The sequence below is a fragment of the Nocardiopsis sp. CA-288880 genome, assembly GCF_050955985.1.
Classification (GTDB): Bacteria; Actinomycetota; Actinomycetes; order Streptosporangiales; family Streptosporangiaceae; genus Nocardiopsis; species Nocardiopsis tropica.
The window spans coordinates 3,569,081-3,584,897 of record NZ_CP192105.1 but is presented as its reverse complement, the minus strand read 5'-3'; the positions used below and the strand labels follow the sequence as shown (position 1 = coordinate 3,584,897).

Genomic DNA, 15,817 nt, shown 5'->3' with positions numbered 1-15,817 from the left:
GGGCGACGTGCCCCGGGGCGTGCCCCCGCGGGGGCGTCGCAGGGCCCGGGGCGGCTTCCAACACGGGCCTGCGCCGTTCCGGCGGCCAGGGGACGCCGGAACGCGAGGACCCACGGTCCCACGCCCCGGCCCCCGTGGTCCCCGGAACCCGGAGGCGTGCCCACGGCCCGGCCGGGGTCCGACCGCCGCCCCGCATCCCTCGGAACCGACGGCCGCGGCCCCGCTCGGCCCGCCAGCCCCGGGGCCCTCCCGCGCTCAGTCCAGCGCGCCCACGGCCTCCGCCAGGGCCGCCGGGTCGGCGGGACGGCCGTCGCACACCGCCACGCGCAGTCCCCGCTCCAGCCGGCCGCCCCCTGGCAGGGGCAGGCGCTCCTCCCAGGCCAGGGCGGGGCCCACCCCCGGGTAGTCCGAGGCGCGCAGGAACCACGGGTCGCGGTGCCCGCCGGGCTGGACGAACAGGAGCGTCCACGGCGCACCGGAGCCGTCCTCCCCGGCCAGGGCCAGCCACTCGGCCCGGGAGCCGTGCAGGGCCTCCTCGCCCCGCAGGCCCCCGGCGCCGGTGACCTCCGGGGGCCGCGCGCCCAGCGGGGCGCGCCAGAACAGCCCGCCGTACCCCGCCCCGGGCCGGCCGTTCGTGGCGGGGCTGCCGATGCTCAGGTCCCGCCCGGAGGTGTTGGCCAGTTCCACCCGCAGGTCCAGCACCCAGGTACGGGCGTCCAGGTCCAGGGCCCGGGTGGATCGCCGCTCGCGCAGCAGTTCCGCCCCGTCGGGTCCGGTCCAGGACAGCTCCTCGACCCGTTCGGCGTCCTTCTCCACCGCCCATGCCAGGTGCTCCTGGCGGCCGTGGTTGTCGAGCATCACCGAGCCCCGGTCGCGCACGAAGGTGCGCCCGCCCCAGAAGCTCACCCCCGAGACGTCGGGGACGGCCACGCCGACCCCCAGGTGGTGCAGGTGGTCGGCGGGCAGGTGCTCGGTGACCTCCGTGCCGCCCCGCGTGCGTACGGGGTGCAGGTAGGGGCGGGGCGAGAGCCGGGGGTCGATGTCGGCACCGTCCCGCTGGACGGCCAGGACTGCACCGTTGAGGGACAGGGACGCGGTCATGGGCGGGCCTTCGTGGTCGGTGTCGCCTCCGCGGCCCCGGGGAGCCACGCGGGTGCGAGTTCGGAGAACAGGGCGAGGTTCTGCGCGCTGCGGTGGACGAGCGCGCCGATCCCGTTGACGGTGCGGTGGGTGACGTCGTCCTCGTTCCACACCCGCTGGTGTTCGAGGGGGACGGGGGCCGGGTCCGGGGCGTGCCGGACCGCTTCCAGCACGTGCATGAACCCCCGGGTGGCGTCGGGCGGCACCAGCAGCGGAACGCCGTCGCGCAGGTGGTCGACCAGGTTCTCCAGCAGGCCCGTGCGCGGGTGGACGGTGGTGGCCGGCGCGCGGCCGGGCCGGTGCAGGGTGACCCGGTCGAGGGTGTAGTCCAGCTCGATCCGGCCGCGTTCGCCGTGCACGACCAGGCGCGGCGGTTGGCTGTCGGGGGCGCACAGCGTCACCGCGAGGGTGATGACGGTTCCGTCGGCGGTGCGCAGCCGCAGGCAGGAGGTGTCGTCGCTCTCGATGGGGTGGGCGTGGAACAGCTCCAGCTCCACGTCCCGGGGCGCCTCGGTGGCGGCCCCGGCCACGGCCAGGGCGGTGGCGACCGCGTGCGCGAACGGGTTGGTGAGCGCCCCGTCCACGACGTCGCGGCCGTCCAGGTGGCGGCGCCCGGCCCAGGGGGCCCGGTCGTAGTAGGCGGAGGTGCGCTTCCAGGCGCCCTCGCCCCCGATGCCGCGCACGCGGCCCACCGTTCCCCCCGCGATCAGGTCGCGCACGGCCGTGACCGCCTGGGAGCCCAGGCTCTGGAAGCCGACCTGGCAGGCGAGCCCGGAGGCGTCGACGGCCGCGCGCAGCTGCTCGAACTCGGCCAGGCCCGCCGTGGTGGGCTTCTCCAGCAGCAGGTGGGAGCCGTGGTCCAGAGCGATCCTGGCCAGCGGCAGGTGGGTGTGGATCGGGGTGACCAGGATAGTGATCCGGGCGCCGGTCTCGTCGACGGCCCTGCCGAGGTCGTCGAACCAGGGGACCGGGCCGTGGCCCTCCAGGTCGTCCCCGGGTTCGGGCGGTCGGCTGTCGCAGACGCCCGCCAGGCGGACGAGTCCGCTCTCGCACAGGGGGAGCAGGGAGCGCAGGTGCGAGCGGCCGTGGCCGTGCAGGCCGACCAGGAGCACCGGGACGGGGTCGCCGGCGCGGTCCGCCCGTTCCTCGGCCCCGGCTCCCCGGGGCGCGGTCACCGGTCCGTCCCGAGCAGGTCGGCGATCCTGACCGGGGCCCCGGAGTCGATGGAGGCGTTCGCCGCGAGCCCGGTGAGCAGGGCGTTGCCGCCGTCGGCGTGGTCGGGGCGGATGCCGTCGTCGGATCCGCCGAACAGGGAGTCGAGCATGACCTGGTCGCCTCCGCCGTGGGGGCCCTCGCCGACAGCGATCGGGATCTCCTCGGGCTCCTGCCAGTGGCGGCGCAGGAGGAGGCGGGCCGAGGTGTGGTCCTTGGGGGCGGGCATGCCGCGCACGGGGGTGGACTCGTCCTGGTGGGGGGAGGTGTGGTCGAACTCGGTCATGTCCAGTTCCAGGCGTCCCCGGCTGCCGGTGATGGAGATCCGGTAGCCCTCCCAGGGGGCGTAGGCGACCAGGTGGTAGCTCAGGCGGGCTCCGGTGTCGTAGCCGACGAGCACCGACATGTCGTCCTCGATGGTGATGCCGGGGCCGAACACGTTGAGGTCGCGCCGGTAGCCGTCCTCGTGCTCGGCGTCCAGGTACAGGGCGGTCAGGTCGGGGCTGTCGCCCATGTGCAGGGCGAAGGGGTCGGCCTCGGCGGCGGGGGAGCCGTGTCCGCGTTCGTAGTCGCCCGCGAGGCCGTGGCGGCGGCCGTTCTCGTCGCCGTAGAAGAACAGGCGGCCCCAGGCGAACACCTCGGTGGGCCGGGCGCCGATCCACCAGTTGACGAGGTCGAAGTGGTGGCTGGCCTTGTGGACGAGCAGCCCGCCGGACTGGGTCTTGTCGCGGTGCCAGCGGCGGAAGTAGTCGGCGCCGTGGCGCAGGTCCAGCAGCCACTCGAAGTGCACCGAGCCCACCTCGCCGATGACCCCGGAGGCGATGAGGTCGCGCAGCTGGCGGTGGACGGGGTTGTAGCGGTAGTTGAAGCCGACGGTCACCCGGCCCCCGGTGCGGGCCTGGGCCTCGTTGATACGCCGCAGCCCTTCCAGGTCCGCGGTCATGGGCTTCTCGGTGATGGCGTCGAGGCCGGCGTCCAGCGCGGCGACGACGTAGTCGGCGTGGGTGCGGTCGACGGTGCACACGATGACCTCGTCGACCCGCTCCTCCTTCAGCATGCGGGTGAAGTCGGAGGGGGAGTAGGTCGGCACGGGGTCGAGACCGGCCTCGGTCACGATGCTGTTGTGCACGGCCATCCGGGTGGCGTTGGTGTCGCAGAGGGCGACCAGTCGTCCCTGGTCCCGGTGGGTGCCGGTCAGCGCCCGTGTGTACATCCGGGCCCGGGAACCGGTGCCGACGATCGCGTACCTGCGTGGAGTGGTGTCGTTCACATGCTGCATGGTAAACGCTTTCCACAAAAAACGACAGGGGTGTCCCGCGACGAACTGGTCAAATCCGCGTCCCAAACCGATCACATCCACGCGTGTTCGCGTGACTACGAGGAGTGGCGTTTGGCGCACGAAGATCCCGGGAAGCGCGTTCACCGGCTCGTTCCCGCGCCGTGAGGGGGGTGCGAACGGTAACGATCTGGGGTGTGGATCACACTTGTGGGGAAACGAATCGTTGACACCCATGTAACCCGGTGCTAGAAACTGAACATCCTAATACTTGGATAGCGCTTACCAGGGCTACTCAGCCCGGTTCTCCCCGTGTTCTCGCACACACAGCGCCCGTGCCCTCCGAGTGAGATTGGCTCCCCATGAACCCAGGACCGAACGCCACCGGTCGCCGCCTTCCGTCGGCCCTCCGGGACGGCGGCGCGCCGTGAGCGCCCTGCTCCAGCGGGGGAGGGCGGCGGCCCGGGACCAGGCCGCGCCCGCGTCGCGCCCCCGCAGCGGAAAGAGCGCGGCCCCCCGCGCCAAGCGCGAGAACCTCGCCGCCTACGGCTTCCTGGCCCCGTGGTTCATCGGCCTGGTGTTCATCACCGCGGGTCCGCTCCTGGCCTCCCTGTACTTCTCCTTCACCGACTACAACCTCATCGGTGACCACGAGTGGGTCGGCGCCGAGAACTACGAGCGGATGTTCACCGACGCCCGGCTGCACAGCGCGCTGAGGGTCACGTTCGTCTACGTGTTCGTGTCGGTGCCGCTCCAGCTCGCCCTCGCGCTCGCCCTGGCGATGGTCCTGGACCGCGGTGTGCGGGGACTGCCCCTGTACCGGTCGGTCTACTACCTGCCCTCCCTGCTGGGCGGCAGCGTCGCCATCGCCATCCTGTGGCGCCAGGTGTTCGGCGCCGAGGGCCTGATCAACCAGGTCCTGGCGTTCTTCGGGATCCAGGGCGAGGGGTGGGTCTCCCATCCCGACTACGCGCTGGGCACACTGATCGTGCTCAACGTGTGGACGTTCGGCGCGCCCATGGTGATCTTCCTGGCCGGCCTGCGGCAGATCCCCGCCATGTACTACGAGGCGGCCTCCGTGGACGGGGCGGGACCGGTGAGCCGGTTCTGGAACATCACCGTTCCCATGCTCACCCCGATCATCTTCTTCAACCTGGTGCTCCAGATCATCAACGCCTTCCAGACCTTCACCCAGGCGTTCATCGTCAGCGGCGGCACCGGCGGCCCCTCGGACTCCACCCTCTTCTTCACGCTCTACCTCTACCAGCGCGGCTTCGGCGCCTTCGACATGGGCTACGCCTCGGCGATGGCCTGGCTGCTGCTGATGATCATCGGAGGGTTCACCGCGGTGAACTTCCTGGCCTCCAAGTACTGGGTCTTCTATGGCGACTGAGACAACGGCCCCCGCGACCTCCACCAGGCGCCTCGGGGCCCGACGCACACGACGGCTGCTCGTCCACATCGGGCTCATCGGGTTCGGGCTGATCATGCTCTACCCGCTGCTGTGGATGCTCTCCAGCTCCTTCAAGCCGACCGCGGAGATCTTCCGCGCCCCCGGGCTCATCCCGGAGACCTTCACCCCGGGCAACTACACCGAGGGGTGGACGGCGCTCCAGTTCCCGTTCCACCACTACCTGCTCAACTCGGCGGTCGTGGTGGCCGGATCCATCATCGGCAACCTCGTCGGCTGCTCGATGGCGGCCTACGCCTTCGCCCGCCTGGAGTTCCGCGGCAAGCGGCTCTTCTTCGCGGTCATGCTCGCCACGATCATGCTGCCGATCCACGTCGTGATCGTGCCGCAGTACATCCTCTTCGCCGAGCTGGGCTGGATCAACACGTTCCTGCCGCTGATCGTGCCCAAGCTCCTGGCGACGGACGGCTTCTTCATCTTCCTGATGGTGCAGTTCATCCGCGGACTGCCCAAGGACCTGGACGAGGCGGCGCGCATCGACGGCTGCGGTCACGTGAGGATCTTCTTCCAGATCATCATGCCGCTGTCGCTGCCGGCGCTGGCCACCACCGCGATCTTCACGTTCATCTGGACCTGGAACGACTTCTTCAGCCAGCTGATCTTCCTCACCAGCCCGGACATGTACACCGTCCCGGTCGCCCTGCGCACCTTCGTCGACTCCAGCTCCCAGACGTCGTGGGGGCCGCTGTTCGCGATGTCCGTCGTGGCACTCGGCCCGGTCTTCGGGTTCTTCCTGGCCGGCCAGCGATACCTGGTCAAGGGCATCGCCACCACCGGAATCAAGTAGTCGAAAGGAAATCGACCCATGTACACACCCCCTGGCGTCGGGCGCCCCCGGGCCCGCCGTCGCAGTACCCTCCTCCCCCTGGCGGCCGCGGCCACCGCGCTCGTGATGGCCGTCACGGCCTGCGGAGGAGACTCCGGCTCCGAGGACGGCGTCGTCGAACTCCGCTTCTCCTGGTGGGGCGCCGACGACCGCCACTCCACGATGCAGCAGGTCATCGACGTCTTCGAGGCCGAGAACCCCGACATCCGGATCGTCGGGGACTACACCGACTGGAGCTCCTACTGGGACCGGCTGGCCACGAGCACCGCGGCCAACGACGCTCCCGACATCCTCATGCAGGAGGAGCGGTACCTGCGCGAGTACGGTGACCGGGGCGCGCTGGCCGACCTCACCGAGTTCAGCGATGTGCTGGACCTGTCGAAGATCGACCCGCTGGTGGCCGAGAGCGGCGACCTGGACGGCCAGACCTTCGGCGCGGCCAGCGGCGTGAACGCGTACGCGATCCTCGCCGACCCGCAGGCGTTCGAGGACGCGGGCGTGGAGATGCCCGACGACGAGACGTGGACGTGGGACGACTACGTCGAGATCTCGGCGCAGATCAGCGAGGCGACCGACGGCGAGACCGTGGGCACGCAGAGCATGTCCTACAACGAGTCCGGGTTCCAGATCTTCGCCCGTCAGCGGGGCGAGAACCTGTACGCCGAGGACGGCTCGCTCGGTTTCTCCCAGGAGACCATGGCGGAGTGGTTCAGCATCACCGAGCAGCTGCTGGAGAACGGCGGCCAGCCGGGGGCGGCCGAGAGCGTGGAGATCGAGGGCGGCGGTCCCGACCAGTCAGTCCTGTCCACGAACCAGGGCGCGATGGCGCACTTCTGGACCAACCAGCTCGGCGGCATCAGCGAGTCCTCCGGCCGGGAGATCGAGCTGCTGCGCTACCCGGGCGAGTCCGAGGGGGAGCGCACGGGGATGTACTTCAAGCCCGCGATGTTCTACTCCGTCGCGGCGTCCTCCGAGCACCCGGAGGAGGCGGCCCGGTTCGTGGACTTCATGCTGAACGAGAACGCGGCGGCCGAGCTGATCCTGGCCGACCTGGGCCTGCCCGCGAACGTGGACGTGCGCGCGCACATCCTCAACTCGCTGCCGGAGGCGGACGCGCGCAGCGCCGTGTTCCTGTCCGACATCGAGGGCACGATCGTGGACGGCAACCCGCCGCCCCCGATCGGCGCCGGCCAGGTCGTGGAGATCACCAAGCGGGTCACCGACGACCTGGCGTTCGGGAACCTGACGCCCGAGGAGGCCGCGGAGCAGTTCATGTCCGAGGTGGAGGCGGCGACCGGGGGCGCCTGACCCGGATCGGTGCGAGTGGTGGCCGGGCCCGGCGGGAGAGACCTCTCCCGCCGGGCCCGGCGCCGTGTGCGGTCCTGCGCGGCCCCGCGGACCGGTGCGGGCGGAATCTTCAGGGGGAGGCGGCGGCGTCGGCGCGCCGGACGTCCGACGGGGGCGCCGGTGCGCCGGGGACGGCGGTCTGGGCGATGAACGCGCCGGTGACGATGACCGCGGCGCCCAGGATCTGGACCGGGGTCAGCGCCTCGCCGAGGAGCACCCACGCCAGCACGATCGCGGTCACGACCTCCAGGTAGGCGACGGCCCCGGCGACCTGCGGGGACAGGCGCCGGATCGCGGAGACGCCGGCGAAGTAGGCGACGGCGGTGCACACCAGTCCCAGCCACAGGGCCGGGGCCCAGCCGGGCACGTGGAGACCGCCCAGGGGGACCGGGTCGGCGAGCAGGCCCCACGGGATCGTCCACGGGCGGGCGAGGGCCCCCAGGAGGACCGTGGCGACCAGGGAGCCGAAGGCGATGACGGCGAGCGGGTCGGTGTCCTCCCCCATGCTGTCGCCCAGGAGGAAGAAAGTCGCCTGCGCGGCGGCGGCGCCCAGGGCCAGGGCCACGCCGATCGCGTCCAGGCGCATGCCGGCCCAGACCTCCAGCAGCAGTCCGAGCCCGGCCACGGCCAGGACGACCCCGACGACGGCGGCGGGGGAGACCCGGGTGCGGCGCACCACCCTCAGCCACAGCAGGACCAGGACCGGGCCGAGGAACTCGATGAGCAGGGCGATGCCGACGGGGATGCGGGCGACCGCGGCGAAGTACAGGGCCTGGACCCCCGCCATGGGGAAGACGCCGTAGGCCAGCACGAGCAGGGGCCGGCGGCGGGCGACCCGCCAGTGGGCGGCGGCGACGGGAAGGAGGAGGAGCGCCGCTCCGGCGACCCGCAGCCACGTCACGTGCAGGGGGTCCATCCCCGCGTCGAGGAGGGGGCGGGCGAACACGCCCGAGCCGCCGAAGGCGAGCGCTGAGCCGAGCGCGAACGCCAGCCCGGAGGGGCGGTGGCGTGCGGAGGGGGCGGACACGTGGCTGCTCCAGGGGATTCATGGGGAGAGGGGACCTGGGCAGAGCATACGGTCGGCGCGTCGGCCCCGGCGGGAGGGGCGGCGGCGCGAGGGCTCGCAGGCCCCGGCGGGAGCGTGGGTTCCCCGCCGGGCGGGCGCTGCGCGAGGGGCGTCGTCCCCCGCTGCACGGGGCCTCCCGCCCCGGCGCGTCGGACGGCTCGACGGACCCCCGGGAGGCGGATCGCGGGCTCGGGCCGGTTCGAAGGCCGGGGGCCCTCGGAGGAGCCGCCGCGCCTCCTCGCGGTCAGTGCCGGGGGAGGGCGGTCAGGTCGAGCTGGGCCCAGGCCACGTCGTGCCAGGCGTCGTGCTTCCAGCCCACGCGCGACATGACGCCGACGTCCTCGAAGCCCAGGGCGCGGTGCAGTCCGAGGCTCGCGTCGTTGGGCAGGGTCATGCAGGCGACGGCGACCCGCATGCCGCGCTCGGCCAGGCGGGGCAGGAGGGCGCCGTACAGGGCCCGGCCCGCTCCGGTGCGGCGGCGGCCCTGCTCGAGGTAGACGCTGACCTCGCACGTGCGCCGGTAGGCGGCGCGGGTGCGGAACGTGCCGCCGTAGGCGTAGCCGAGGACGCCGTCGGCGTCCTCCATGACGATCCAGGCGTGCTCGCGCTGGGCGGCGGCGATCCGCGCCGCCATCTCCTGCGCACCGGGAGGGTCGAGCTCGAAGGTGATCGCGGTGTCGGTGACGTAGGGCGCGTAGATCGCGGCGCAGACCTCGGCGTCCGCGGGGGTCGCGTCGCGGACGGTGAGGGTGGGCATCGAAGTCATGGTCATTATAGTAATCCGGAGCTGTCACTATAGTGAACACATGAGCGACGAACTGGGTTCCGCCCTCGCCCTGACCCTCAAGGAACTCCGAGGCTCCCGCGGTTTGAGCGCCTCGGCGCTGTCCGAACTCTCCGGCGTCTCACGGACCATGGTCAGCCGTATCGAGAACGGCGACGTCCAGCCCACGGCCTCCCTGCTCGGACGCCTGTCCGCGGCGCTCGGCATCACCCTCTCCGAGCTGATCTCCCGTGCCGAACAGGGCGACCGGCGCCTGGCCCGCTCCCACGAGCAGCCCACCTGGACCGACCCCGACACCGGCTACGTGCGCCGGGCGGTCTCCCCGACCTCCGGCGGCCCGATCGAGCTGGTCGAGGTGGAGCTTCCGGCGGGCGCGAGGGTCGCCTTCCCCGTGGAGGCCTACGTCTTCACGCACCACCAGATATGGGTCCTGGACGGCACGCTCGCCTTCCGCGAGGGCTCCGTCGAGCACCTCCTGGAGGCGGGGGACTGCCTCCAGCTGGGTCCGCCCGAGCCGTGCGAGTTCCACAATCCGGGCCGGTCCCCCTGCCGCTACCTGGTGGTCATCGCCCGGCGCGGCGCCTGAGGGACCGCCCGGGGGCACGGGCCGTGCGGTGGCGGCGGACGGCCAACACCACCTCGACCGGCCGACGCCGATCGGGGTCTTCGGGCGTGGCGCGGCACGGAGGGCGCGGGCCCGGTGCGTAGGGTGCGAGACGGCCTGGTGAGCCTCCGGGCCGAGTCGTGCTCCCGCCGCCCCCGGGGCCGGAACACCCAGATCCGAAGGAAGAACCATGCGTGCTGTGAGCTTCTCCGAGTACGGCGACCCGTCCGTCCTGACCGTCGTGGAGTCCGAGGTCCCCGAACCCGGCCCCGGTCAGGTGCGGGTGGCCGTCCGCGCCGCGGGCGTCAACCCGTTCGACGTCAAGGCGCGTTCGGGGCTGATGGCGCAGGGCGGGCGGCCGGCCACACCGCGCGTGCCGGGCCTGGAGGCCGCCGGGGTGGTGGACGCGGTCGGTGAGGGCGTCACGGGCACGGCCGTCGGCGACGCCGTCGCCGGATGGACCGCGGGCGGCGGCGGATACGCCGAGTACGCCGTGCTGTCCACCTTCGCGGCCAAGCCGGAGGCGCTGACCTGGCAGGAGGCGGCGGCTCTCCCGGTGGCGGGGGAGGCCGCGGTCCGCGCGCTGCGCGTCCTGGACCCCCGGCGCGGGGAGACGCTGCTGGTCAACGGCGCCTCGGGCAGTGTCGGAGGGATCGCCGTCCAGCTCATGGTCGAGGTCGGGATCACGGTGATCGGGACGGCGGGCGGCGCGAACCTGGACCGGGTGCGCGCGCTCGGAGCGCTCGCCACCCCCTACGGGGAGGGGCTCGCCCAGCGTGTGCGTGCGCTGGCGCCCCGGGGCGTGGACGCCGTCCTGGACGCGGCCGGGCACGGGGCGCTCCCCGACGCGATCGCCCTGCGCGGCGGCACGGACCGGATCGTCACCCTGGCCGACCCGGCCGCCTTCGACCTGGGCGTCCCCTTCCTCTCCAAGCCGGAGGACCAGACCGCGCAGACCCTGGAAACGCTGCTGGGGGCCGCGGCCGAGGGGCGGATCACCCCGCCCGCGTCCCGGGCGATGGGGCTGGAGGAGGCCGCGCAGGCCCACCGGGAGTGGGAGCGGAGGTCCTCCGGCAAGATCGTCCTGGTTCCCTGACGCGTCCGCTCAGGGGCGTGTCCGCCCACCTGTGACAGGGCTCCGACCCGGTGGCGCACCCGGCCACGCGGCGTCGTCGATCGCGAGCCACGGAGCGACGGCCACGGCCGTGGGGGTGTGCCCGGTGAAGGACTTGGCCTCGCGGTGCAGGTGGGACTGGTCGACGTAGCCGCTCTCGGCGGCGACACCGGCGGCGGCGCGGCCCGCGGCGAGAAGGCGGGCGGCGTGGTCGAACCGCACCAGTCGGGCGGCGCGTTCGGGCGTGATGCCGAGCTGGGCCCGGAAGCGGGCCGACAGGCGCTTGCGGCTCCAGCCGACCTCGTCCGCGAGGCCGTCGACCCGCGCCCGCCCCCGGCTGGAGCGCACCTGCCGCCAGGCGAAGGCGACCTCCGGGTCGACCGCGGGGCGGGCGTGCAGCCGTGGGCCGAGGATCTCCTCCGCGATCGTGAACCGTTCGTCCCACGACGCGGCGGCGCGCAGCCGGTCCTCCGCCCGTCCGGCGTCGCGGCCCCAGACGTCCGCGAGGGACACCACGGTCCCGGTGAGCCCGGTCGCCGTGCCGAGCACGGCCGCCGCTGCGGCCGGATCCAGCCGGATCTGGCCGCAGCCCGGCAGGTCGATCCGGAGGACGTGGTGGTGTTCGGCGAGGGCCGGGACCATCCTGCTCCAGGAACCGCCCGAGGCGCCCGATCCGTGGATGAGCAACAGCGGCGCCCCCTGTCGGGGGCCGTCGTGGACCACATGCATCCCGTGCGCGGGCTCGGCGTCGTACTCGGTCATGCGACCGATGGTGCACGGGCCGGCAGGCGCCGGTCTTGTACGAATGTCGCCGTGGAGCCGACCGTCTCCCCCCGGATCGGTGGAGGACCCGGCGCGTGCCGTGCCCGCGTCAGTGGAGGAGGGCCCGGGTGAACACCGGGCGCTGCTCGGCGAGCCAGGTCTGGCGGCGGTCCCAGCGGCCCCAGCCTCCGGACCGCTCCAGGGCGCGGACGAACGCCTCCTCGCCTGCGTCCACGCGTGCCGCCACGAACGTCCGGGCCACGGCCGTGTACTGCTCGATCACGCCGGGGAGGGCGGCGCGATCCACGCGGGCAAGGCCGTAGGCGTCGGCTGCCGACCGGAGTCGGCGGGGCACGTCCGCGCCCTCGCTCCAGGTCCCGGCGGCGGAGACCGGGTCGAGGGCGGGGACCAGGTAGTAGGCCAGGGCGGCCACGTCCCACACCGGCCTTCCGGGCGCGGCGAGGTCGAAGTCGATCAGGGCCTCGGCGCGTCCGTCGCGGAAGACGAGGTTCTCCACACAGGGGTCGTTGTGGCACAGGACCGGCCCGCCCTCGGGATCGGCCAGCCCGGCCGCCCCCGAGGCCCACGGCGCGGCGGCGTCCACGCCGACACGGGACGCGGCCTCGTGGTAGCGGCGCAGCAGCGCCGCGGCCGAGCGCAGAGCCGACTCGGTGCGCACCCAGGTGGGGAAGGGCGGCAGGGCCACGTCGCCCTCCACGAAGGTCAGCTCCTCGCGGCCGTCACCGCGCAGCCGGAGGGGGAGGGGGGCGCCCCGGTAGCCGGTGTCGGCCAGGGCCCGCAGGTGGGTGTGGAGGGCGGGGGACGCGGGGGTGGCGGTGCGCACGACGCGGCCGCCGTGCCGGAAGACCGTGTTCATCATCCCGCCGCCGAGCCGGCGCACGTCTTCGCGGGCGTCGTCGTCGGGGCCGGTCGCAGGGGGCATCGCTCTCCTCGGGGTGCACGGAAAACCTGTGGCGACTCGGCTCCGGCCGGGCCGCTGACCCGGTGTTCCGGCCCCGGGCGGAGGGCTCCGGGGCGGGCGGGAAAAGGCCGGGGGAGGGTTTTCCACAGCCGCACCCGAACCCGTGTTCGCTCCACTACTCTGGGTCCCGAAAGCAGTCGAGCCCGGCTCCGGTGTTGGTAGCACCTGCCGGGCTCTGACCCCCAACCTGGCAACAACAGGGAGGCGGCTAGTGGTGGAGTGTATCCAACCCGGCCCCGATGTCACGGCCATATCCCGCATGTCGTCTCCTTCGGGCACGGCGACGCAGGCGTCGCAGCCCCCGCCGGGGCCCGTCGGTCCGCGCCGGCGCGCCCCGGGCGCCATGCGCGGTATCGGCTTCATGCCCTCGCTCTGGATCACCGACGCCCTCAGGGCGGGCCTGCTGCCCAGCACCCGCGCGCACACCGTCGCGGCGATCATCGCCGACGCCGCCGACGCGGACGGGCGCTGGTGCTACCTGTACCTCGACACGATCGCGGAGCGCTCCGGCGGGACGATGAGCGCCTCCACCGTCAAACGGGCGCTCCACGACCTCGTCGGCGCGGGCCTGGTGCGCAGGCTCGGCCCGTCGCAGGCGCGCCTGTTCTTCCGCGCCGACATCGCCGCCGGGCGCCGGTGGCCCGACCGGCTCCCGCCGGTGCTGGAGCTGCTGATCCCCGCGCAGGCGTACACCGCCCAGGCGCTGGAGGAGGTCAACCGGGTGCGCCGGGTGCTGGGGGAGGAGCCGTTGTCCCCGGTCTCACGCCCCTGTCCTCCGGTGCGAACGACCGTTCATCCTGATCCGGCCGACAGGTCAGAACGACCTGCAGACCTTTCCCCTGTACACCCCTCCCCGATCCGGCGCTCCGTCCGCGGGAGCGCCACCACAGGGCGGGTGGCCGCCCGGGCGTACGCGCGCGGGGTCCGTCCCCTGCCTGTGCCGGTGCAAGCGCCCGTGGTCGGCCCGGAACGGGTCCCCGGCCCCGCGCCGGCCCCGGGGACGCGCGGGGCGCCAGCGCGCGGCGGTCCTCCGCAACGGAGGCCGGACCCCGCGCCGGAAAGGGTGACCGCCCCGGGGCCGCGAGGGCTCGCCCGGAGCCTCCTCGCCCGGATACCGGACTCGGTGCTGCGCCGCCCCGGACCGGACCGCGAGGCCCTGGCCGGAGCACTCGACCGGCTCGCCGGGCAGGGGATGCGCACGGCCGAGCTGGGCGCGCTGCTGGAGGGCGCGGAGACCCTGCGCAGCCCGTTCCCGGCGCTCATGCGCCGCTTGGGCGGCGTGAAGGACGCCCGCGGGTTCCTGGACGGCCGCCTCGGCGCGGGCGTGCGGTGCGGCGGAGGAGGCGCCCCGGCCCCGCCGTGGGCTCCCGCGCCGCGCACGGACCGGCTCGCTCAAGGGGTGCCCGCTCCCCGGCGTCCGGACGACGGGGACGCGTTCGCCGAGCCGCCCGGGTTCGCCGTCGGCCCCGACGGCGCGGCGCCGCGCACCTGCCCCGACCACCCGGGCGTGCGCAACGTCCCGGGCGGGAGCTGCCGCGTGTGCGGCGGGGCCTGCCGGAGCGTGCCCGGCGAGATCCTCCACCCGCGCCGGGACCCCGGCGTGGGGGCGGCCCGCACGGGCGGCGATCCGCCCGGGAGTCCCGCCCGGCCCGAGGGGCCCGTGCGGGCCGCGGAGGACCCGGCCGGGGCCCCGCTGGACGGTTCTGGCACCGGCGGCGCCGGGGACGGGGAGGCCGGGGAGACGGATCCCGCGGTCCTCGCGCTCATGCGCGCCTCCCTCGCCGGGGACCGCCGCGGACCGGCGCGCCCACCCGTGCGCACGGGCCGCGCGCCCACGCCCGCGGCCCGTGCCGCGGTCGACTCCGTGCGCCGCCGGCTGGACCTCCTCCGCGGGCGGGCCGCCGGGTGAGGGGCGTCGGGGAGGGCGAAGGCGCGGCGGGCCTGCGGGACGTCCGGGCGGGAACGCCCGGGTGCCGGAAGGCACGGCGTCCTCCGGGACGGGGCTCACGGTTCACGCCCCCGACTCCCGTGGGCGCGGCTCAGACCTGCGGCACGGAGTCCTCGGGGACGGGGCTCGCGGTGTCGCGCGGCGCTCGCGGACGCGGCTCAGACCTGCGGCACGGGGACCGGGCGGGACCCCCGGGCCAGCGACTCCGCACCGGCCACACCCACCAGGGAGGCCGCCACGGCGTCGCGCACCGGCACCAGGGGCGGTGTGCCGTGCAGGACCGTGTCGCGAAAGCCCCGCAGCAGCAGGACCGTTCCCTCGGTCCCGCGCTCCAGGGGCTCGCCGTCCAGGGTCACCGGAGGCGGTACACGCTCCTCCTCGCGCGTCACGCCGTCCTCCTGCGTCCAGCCCTCCTGGCGGACCCGCACCGACCAGGCCCGGTCGCCCCCGGCGCGCACCGACTCGGCCAGTCCCCGGGTTCCGCGCACCGACACCCAGCTCCAGTGGCTGTCGGACTCGCCCTGGAGGAACCCGTTGCGGGTGATGGCCAGCGCCCCCGTGGACAGGCGCACCACCATGGTGGAGGCCTCGCGCGGAGAGGCCTCGTCCACGCCGAAGGCGGTGACCTCGACGGGACGCGCCCCGGTGATCGCCAGGATCGGGGACAGCGAGTGGGTGCAGTACGCGGTCGCGGGGATCCGGCCGCGCCAGTGCTCGGGGTCGCCGATCAGCGCCGTCCGCGCCCCAGGCGACATCCCGTGCAGGTAGTCGGCCTCCACCAGGCTGATCCGGCCGACCTCTCCCGCCTCCACCGCCTCGCGCAGGAGCCGCACGTGCGGGTGGAGCACGTAGTTCTCGGCGAAGGAGTAGGTGGCTCGGGAGCGGTCGGCGGCCCCGACCAGGGCCCGGCCCTCCTCGGCGTTCGCGCAGGCGGCGGTCTCGGAGAGCACGTGGACGCCGTGTTCGAGGAAGGCGATCGCCATCGGGGCGTGGGCGTCGAAGTCGTTGGCGAGCACCACCCCGTCGAGGCGGTGGCCGGGGTCCAGCAGATCCTGCCAGCGGTCGACGGCGACCGCGCCGGGCAGCAGCTCGCGCGCCCGCTGGCGCGGTCCGGCCTCGCGGTCGCAGACCGCGACCACGTCGATGCCCGCCTTGGCGGCCCACACCGCCAGGTGCAGCCCCATCCCCAGTCCCACCACTCCTATGCGCATGGGGGCATCCTCCCGGGAGCCGCCGGGGCGGACAACGGGTTTTTCCCCGCCGACGCACGGCGACCGCCCCTCCG

The 15,817-nt window shown here is 74.1% G+C and carries 14 protein-coding genes; 6 read left to right on the top strand and 8 right to left on the bottom strand.

Annotation, left to right across the window (positions count from 1 at the left end; genetic code table 11):
- Positions 1–255 precede the first annotated feature (255 nt).
- From ACQPYD_RS15430 to ACQPYD_RS15420, 3 genes are read right to left on the bottom strand one after another with little or no spacing between them, the layout of a single operon-like run.
- On the bottom strand, positions 256–1,101 hold the full coding sequence (locus ACQPYD_RS15430; protein ID WP_433701669.1) for a PmoA family protein: 846 nt from the start codon (positions 1,099–1,101) through the stop codon (positions 256–258).
- A complete protein-coding gene (locus ACQPYD_RS15425) occupies positions 1,098–2,315 on the bottom strand; it encodes a Gfo/Idh/MocA family protein (RefSeq protein WP_433701668.1) in 1,218 nt (405 codons plus the stop codon). The genes ACQPYD_RS15430 and ACQPYD_RS15425 overlap by 4 nt, the downstream gene beginning before the upstream one ends.
- Entirely contained in the window at positions 2,312–3,631 is a 1,320-nt protein-coding gene (locus ACQPYD_RS15420) for a Gfo/Idh/MocA family oxidoreductase (RefSeq protein WP_402910412.1), read from the bottom strand. The genes ACQPYD_RS15425 and ACQPYD_RS15420 overlap by 4 nt, the downstream gene beginning before the upstream one ends.
- 424 nt (positions 3,632–4,055) lie before the next feature.
- On the opposite strand from ACQPYD_RS15420, the gene ACQPYD_RS15415 reads away from it, so the two are divergent.
- The 3 genes from ACQPYD_RS15415 to ACQPYD_RS15405 are packed head-to-tail and all read left to right on the top strand — an operon-like array spanning position 4,056 to position 7,233.
- Positions 4,056–5,021, top strand: coding sequence for a carbohydrate ABC transporter permease (locus ACQPYD_RS15415; protein ID WP_433701667.1), 966 nt, complete (start codon positions 4,056–4,058; stop codon positions 5,019–5,021).
- The gene (locus tag ACQPYD_RS15410) at positions 5,011–5,886 is read left to right on the top strand and encodes a carbohydrate ABC transporter permease (RefSeq protein WP_267950128.1); all 876 of its coding nucleotides are present in this window, start codon (positions 5,011–5,013) and stop codon (positions 5,884–5,886) included. Before ACQPYD_RS15415 ends, ACQPYD_RS15410 begins: the two co-directional genes overlap by 11 nt.
- 18 nt (positions 5,887–5,904) lie before the next feature.
- A complete protein-coding gene (locus ACQPYD_RS15405; protein WP_352982461.1) occupies positions 5,905–7,233 on the top strand; it encodes an ABC transporter substrate-binding protein in 1,329 nt (442 codons plus the stop codon).
- 109 nt (positions 7,234–7,342) lie between these two features.
- Here the strand turns inward: ACQPYD_RS15405 and ACQPYD_RS15400 are convergent, their stop codons facing one another.
- Together ACQPYD_RS15400 and ACQPYD_RS15395 are read right to left on the bottom strand one after the other, a co-directional pair.
- A complete protein-coding gene (locus ACQPYD_RS15400; RefSeq protein ID WP_433701666.1) occupies positions 7,343–8,299 on the bottom strand; it encodes an EamA family transporter in 957 nt (318 codons plus the stop codon).
- Positions 8,300–8,582: 283 nt separating this feature from the next.
- Positions 8,583–9,104, bottom strand: coding sequence for an N-acetyltransferase family protein (locus ACQPYD_RS15395; RefSeq protein ID WP_433701664.1), 522 nt, complete (start codon positions 9,102–9,104; stop codon positions 8,583–8,585).
- Positions 9,105–9,144: 40 nt separating this feature from the next.
- On the opposite strand from ACQPYD_RS15395, the gene ACQPYD_RS15390 reads away from it, so the two are divergent.
- Both ACQPYD_RS15390 and ACQPYD_RS15385 read left to right on the top strand, forming a co-directional pair.
- A complete protein-coding gene (locus tag ACQPYD_RS15390; RefSeq protein WP_330159765.1) occupies positions 9,145–9,708 on the top strand; it encodes a helix-turn-helix domain-containing protein in 564 nt (187 codons plus the stop codon).
- Positions 9,709–9,916: 208 nt separating this feature from the next.
- Positions 9,917–10,822: an NADP-dependent oxidoreductase gene (locus ACQPYD_RS15385; RefSeq protein WP_433701663.1), complete on the top strand. Its 906-nt coding sequence runs from the start codon at positions 9,917–9,919 to the stop codon at positions 10,820–10,822.
- Between the two features lie 9 nt (positions 10,823–10,831).
- On the opposite strand, the gene ACQPYD_RS15380 is transcribed toward ACQPYD_RS15385, so the two are convergent.
- A complete protein-coding gene (locus ACQPYD_RS15380) occupies positions 10,832–11,602 on the bottom strand; it encodes an alpha/beta fold hydrolase (RefSeq protein WP_433701662.1) in 771 nt (256 codons plus the stop codon).
- A gap of 109 nt (positions 11,603–11,711) precedes the next feature.
- Positions 11,712–12,545 (bottom strand): phosphotransferase, encoded by an 834-nt coding sequence (locus tag ACQPYD_RS15375; RefSeq protein ID WP_433701661.1) that lies wholly within the window; start codon positions 12,543–12,545, stop codon positions 11,712–11,714.
- A 298-nt stretch (positions 12,546–12,843) separates the two neighbouring features.
- Between ACQPYD_RS15375 and ACQPYD_RS15370 the strand changes: the two genes are divergently transcribed.
- Positions 12,844–14,493 (top strand): hypothetical protein, encoded by a 1,650-nt coding sequence (locus tag ACQPYD_RS15370; RefSeq protein WP_433701660.1) that lies wholly within the window; start codon positions 12,844–12,846, stop codon positions 14,491–14,493.
- A 197-nt stretch (positions 14,494–14,690) separates the two neighbouring features.
- On the opposite strand, the gene ACQPYD_RS15365 is transcribed toward ACQPYD_RS15370, so the two are convergent.
- On the bottom strand, positions 14,691–15,743 hold the full coding sequence (locus tag ACQPYD_RS15365; RefSeq protein ID WP_433701659.1) for a Gfo/Idh/MocA family protein: 1,053 nt from the start codon (positions 15,741–15,743) through the stop codon (positions 14,691–14,693).
- Positions 15,744–15,817: the final 74 nt, after the last annotated feature.

Coding starts and splice junctions, on each gene's coding strand:
- ACQPYD_RS15430 (WP_433701669.1), bottom strand. CDS start 1,101: ATGACCGCGTCCCTGTCCCTCAACGGTGCAGTCCTGGCCGTCCAGCGG.
- ACQPYD_RS15420 (WP_402910412.1), bottom strand. CDS start 3,631: ATGCAGCATGTGAACGACACCACTCCACGCAGGTACGCGATCGTCGGC.
- ACQPYD_RS15410 (WP_267950128.1), top strand. CDS start 5,011: ATGGCGACTGAGACAACGGCCCCCGCGACCTCCACCAGGCGCCTCGGG.
- ACQPYD_RS15405 (WP_352982461.1), top strand. CDS start 5,905: ATGTACACACCCCCTGGCGTCGGGCGCCCCCGGGCCCGCCGTCGCAGT.
- ACQPYD_RS15395 (WP_433701664.1), bottom strand. CDS start 9,104: ATGACTTCGATGCCCACCCTCACCGTCCGCGACGCGACCCCCGCGGAC.
- ACQPYD_RS15390 (WP_330159765.1), top strand. CDS start 9,145: ATGAGCGACGAACTGGGTTCCGCCCTCGCCCTGACCCTCAAGGAACTC.
- ACQPYD_RS15385 (WP_433701663.1), top strand. CDS start 9,917: ATGCGTGCTGTGAGCTTCTCCGAGTACGGCGACCCGTCCGTCCTGACC.
- ACQPYD_RS15380 (WP_433701662.1), bottom strand. CDS start 11,602: ATGACCGAGTACGACGCCGAGCCCGCGCACGGGATGCATGTGGTCCAC.
- ACQPYD_RS15375 (WP_433701661.1), bottom strand. CDS start 12,545: ATGCCCCCTGCGACCGGCCCCGACGACGACGCCCGCGAAGACGTGCGC.
- ACQPYD_RS15370 (WP_433701660.1), top strand. CDS start 12,844: ATGTCGTCTCCTTCGGGCACGGCGACGCAGGCGTCGCAGCCCCCGCCG.
- ACQPYD_RS15365 (WP_433701659.1), bottom strand. CDS start 15,743: ATGCGCATAGGAGTGGTGGGACTGGGGATGGGGCTGCACCTGGCGGTG.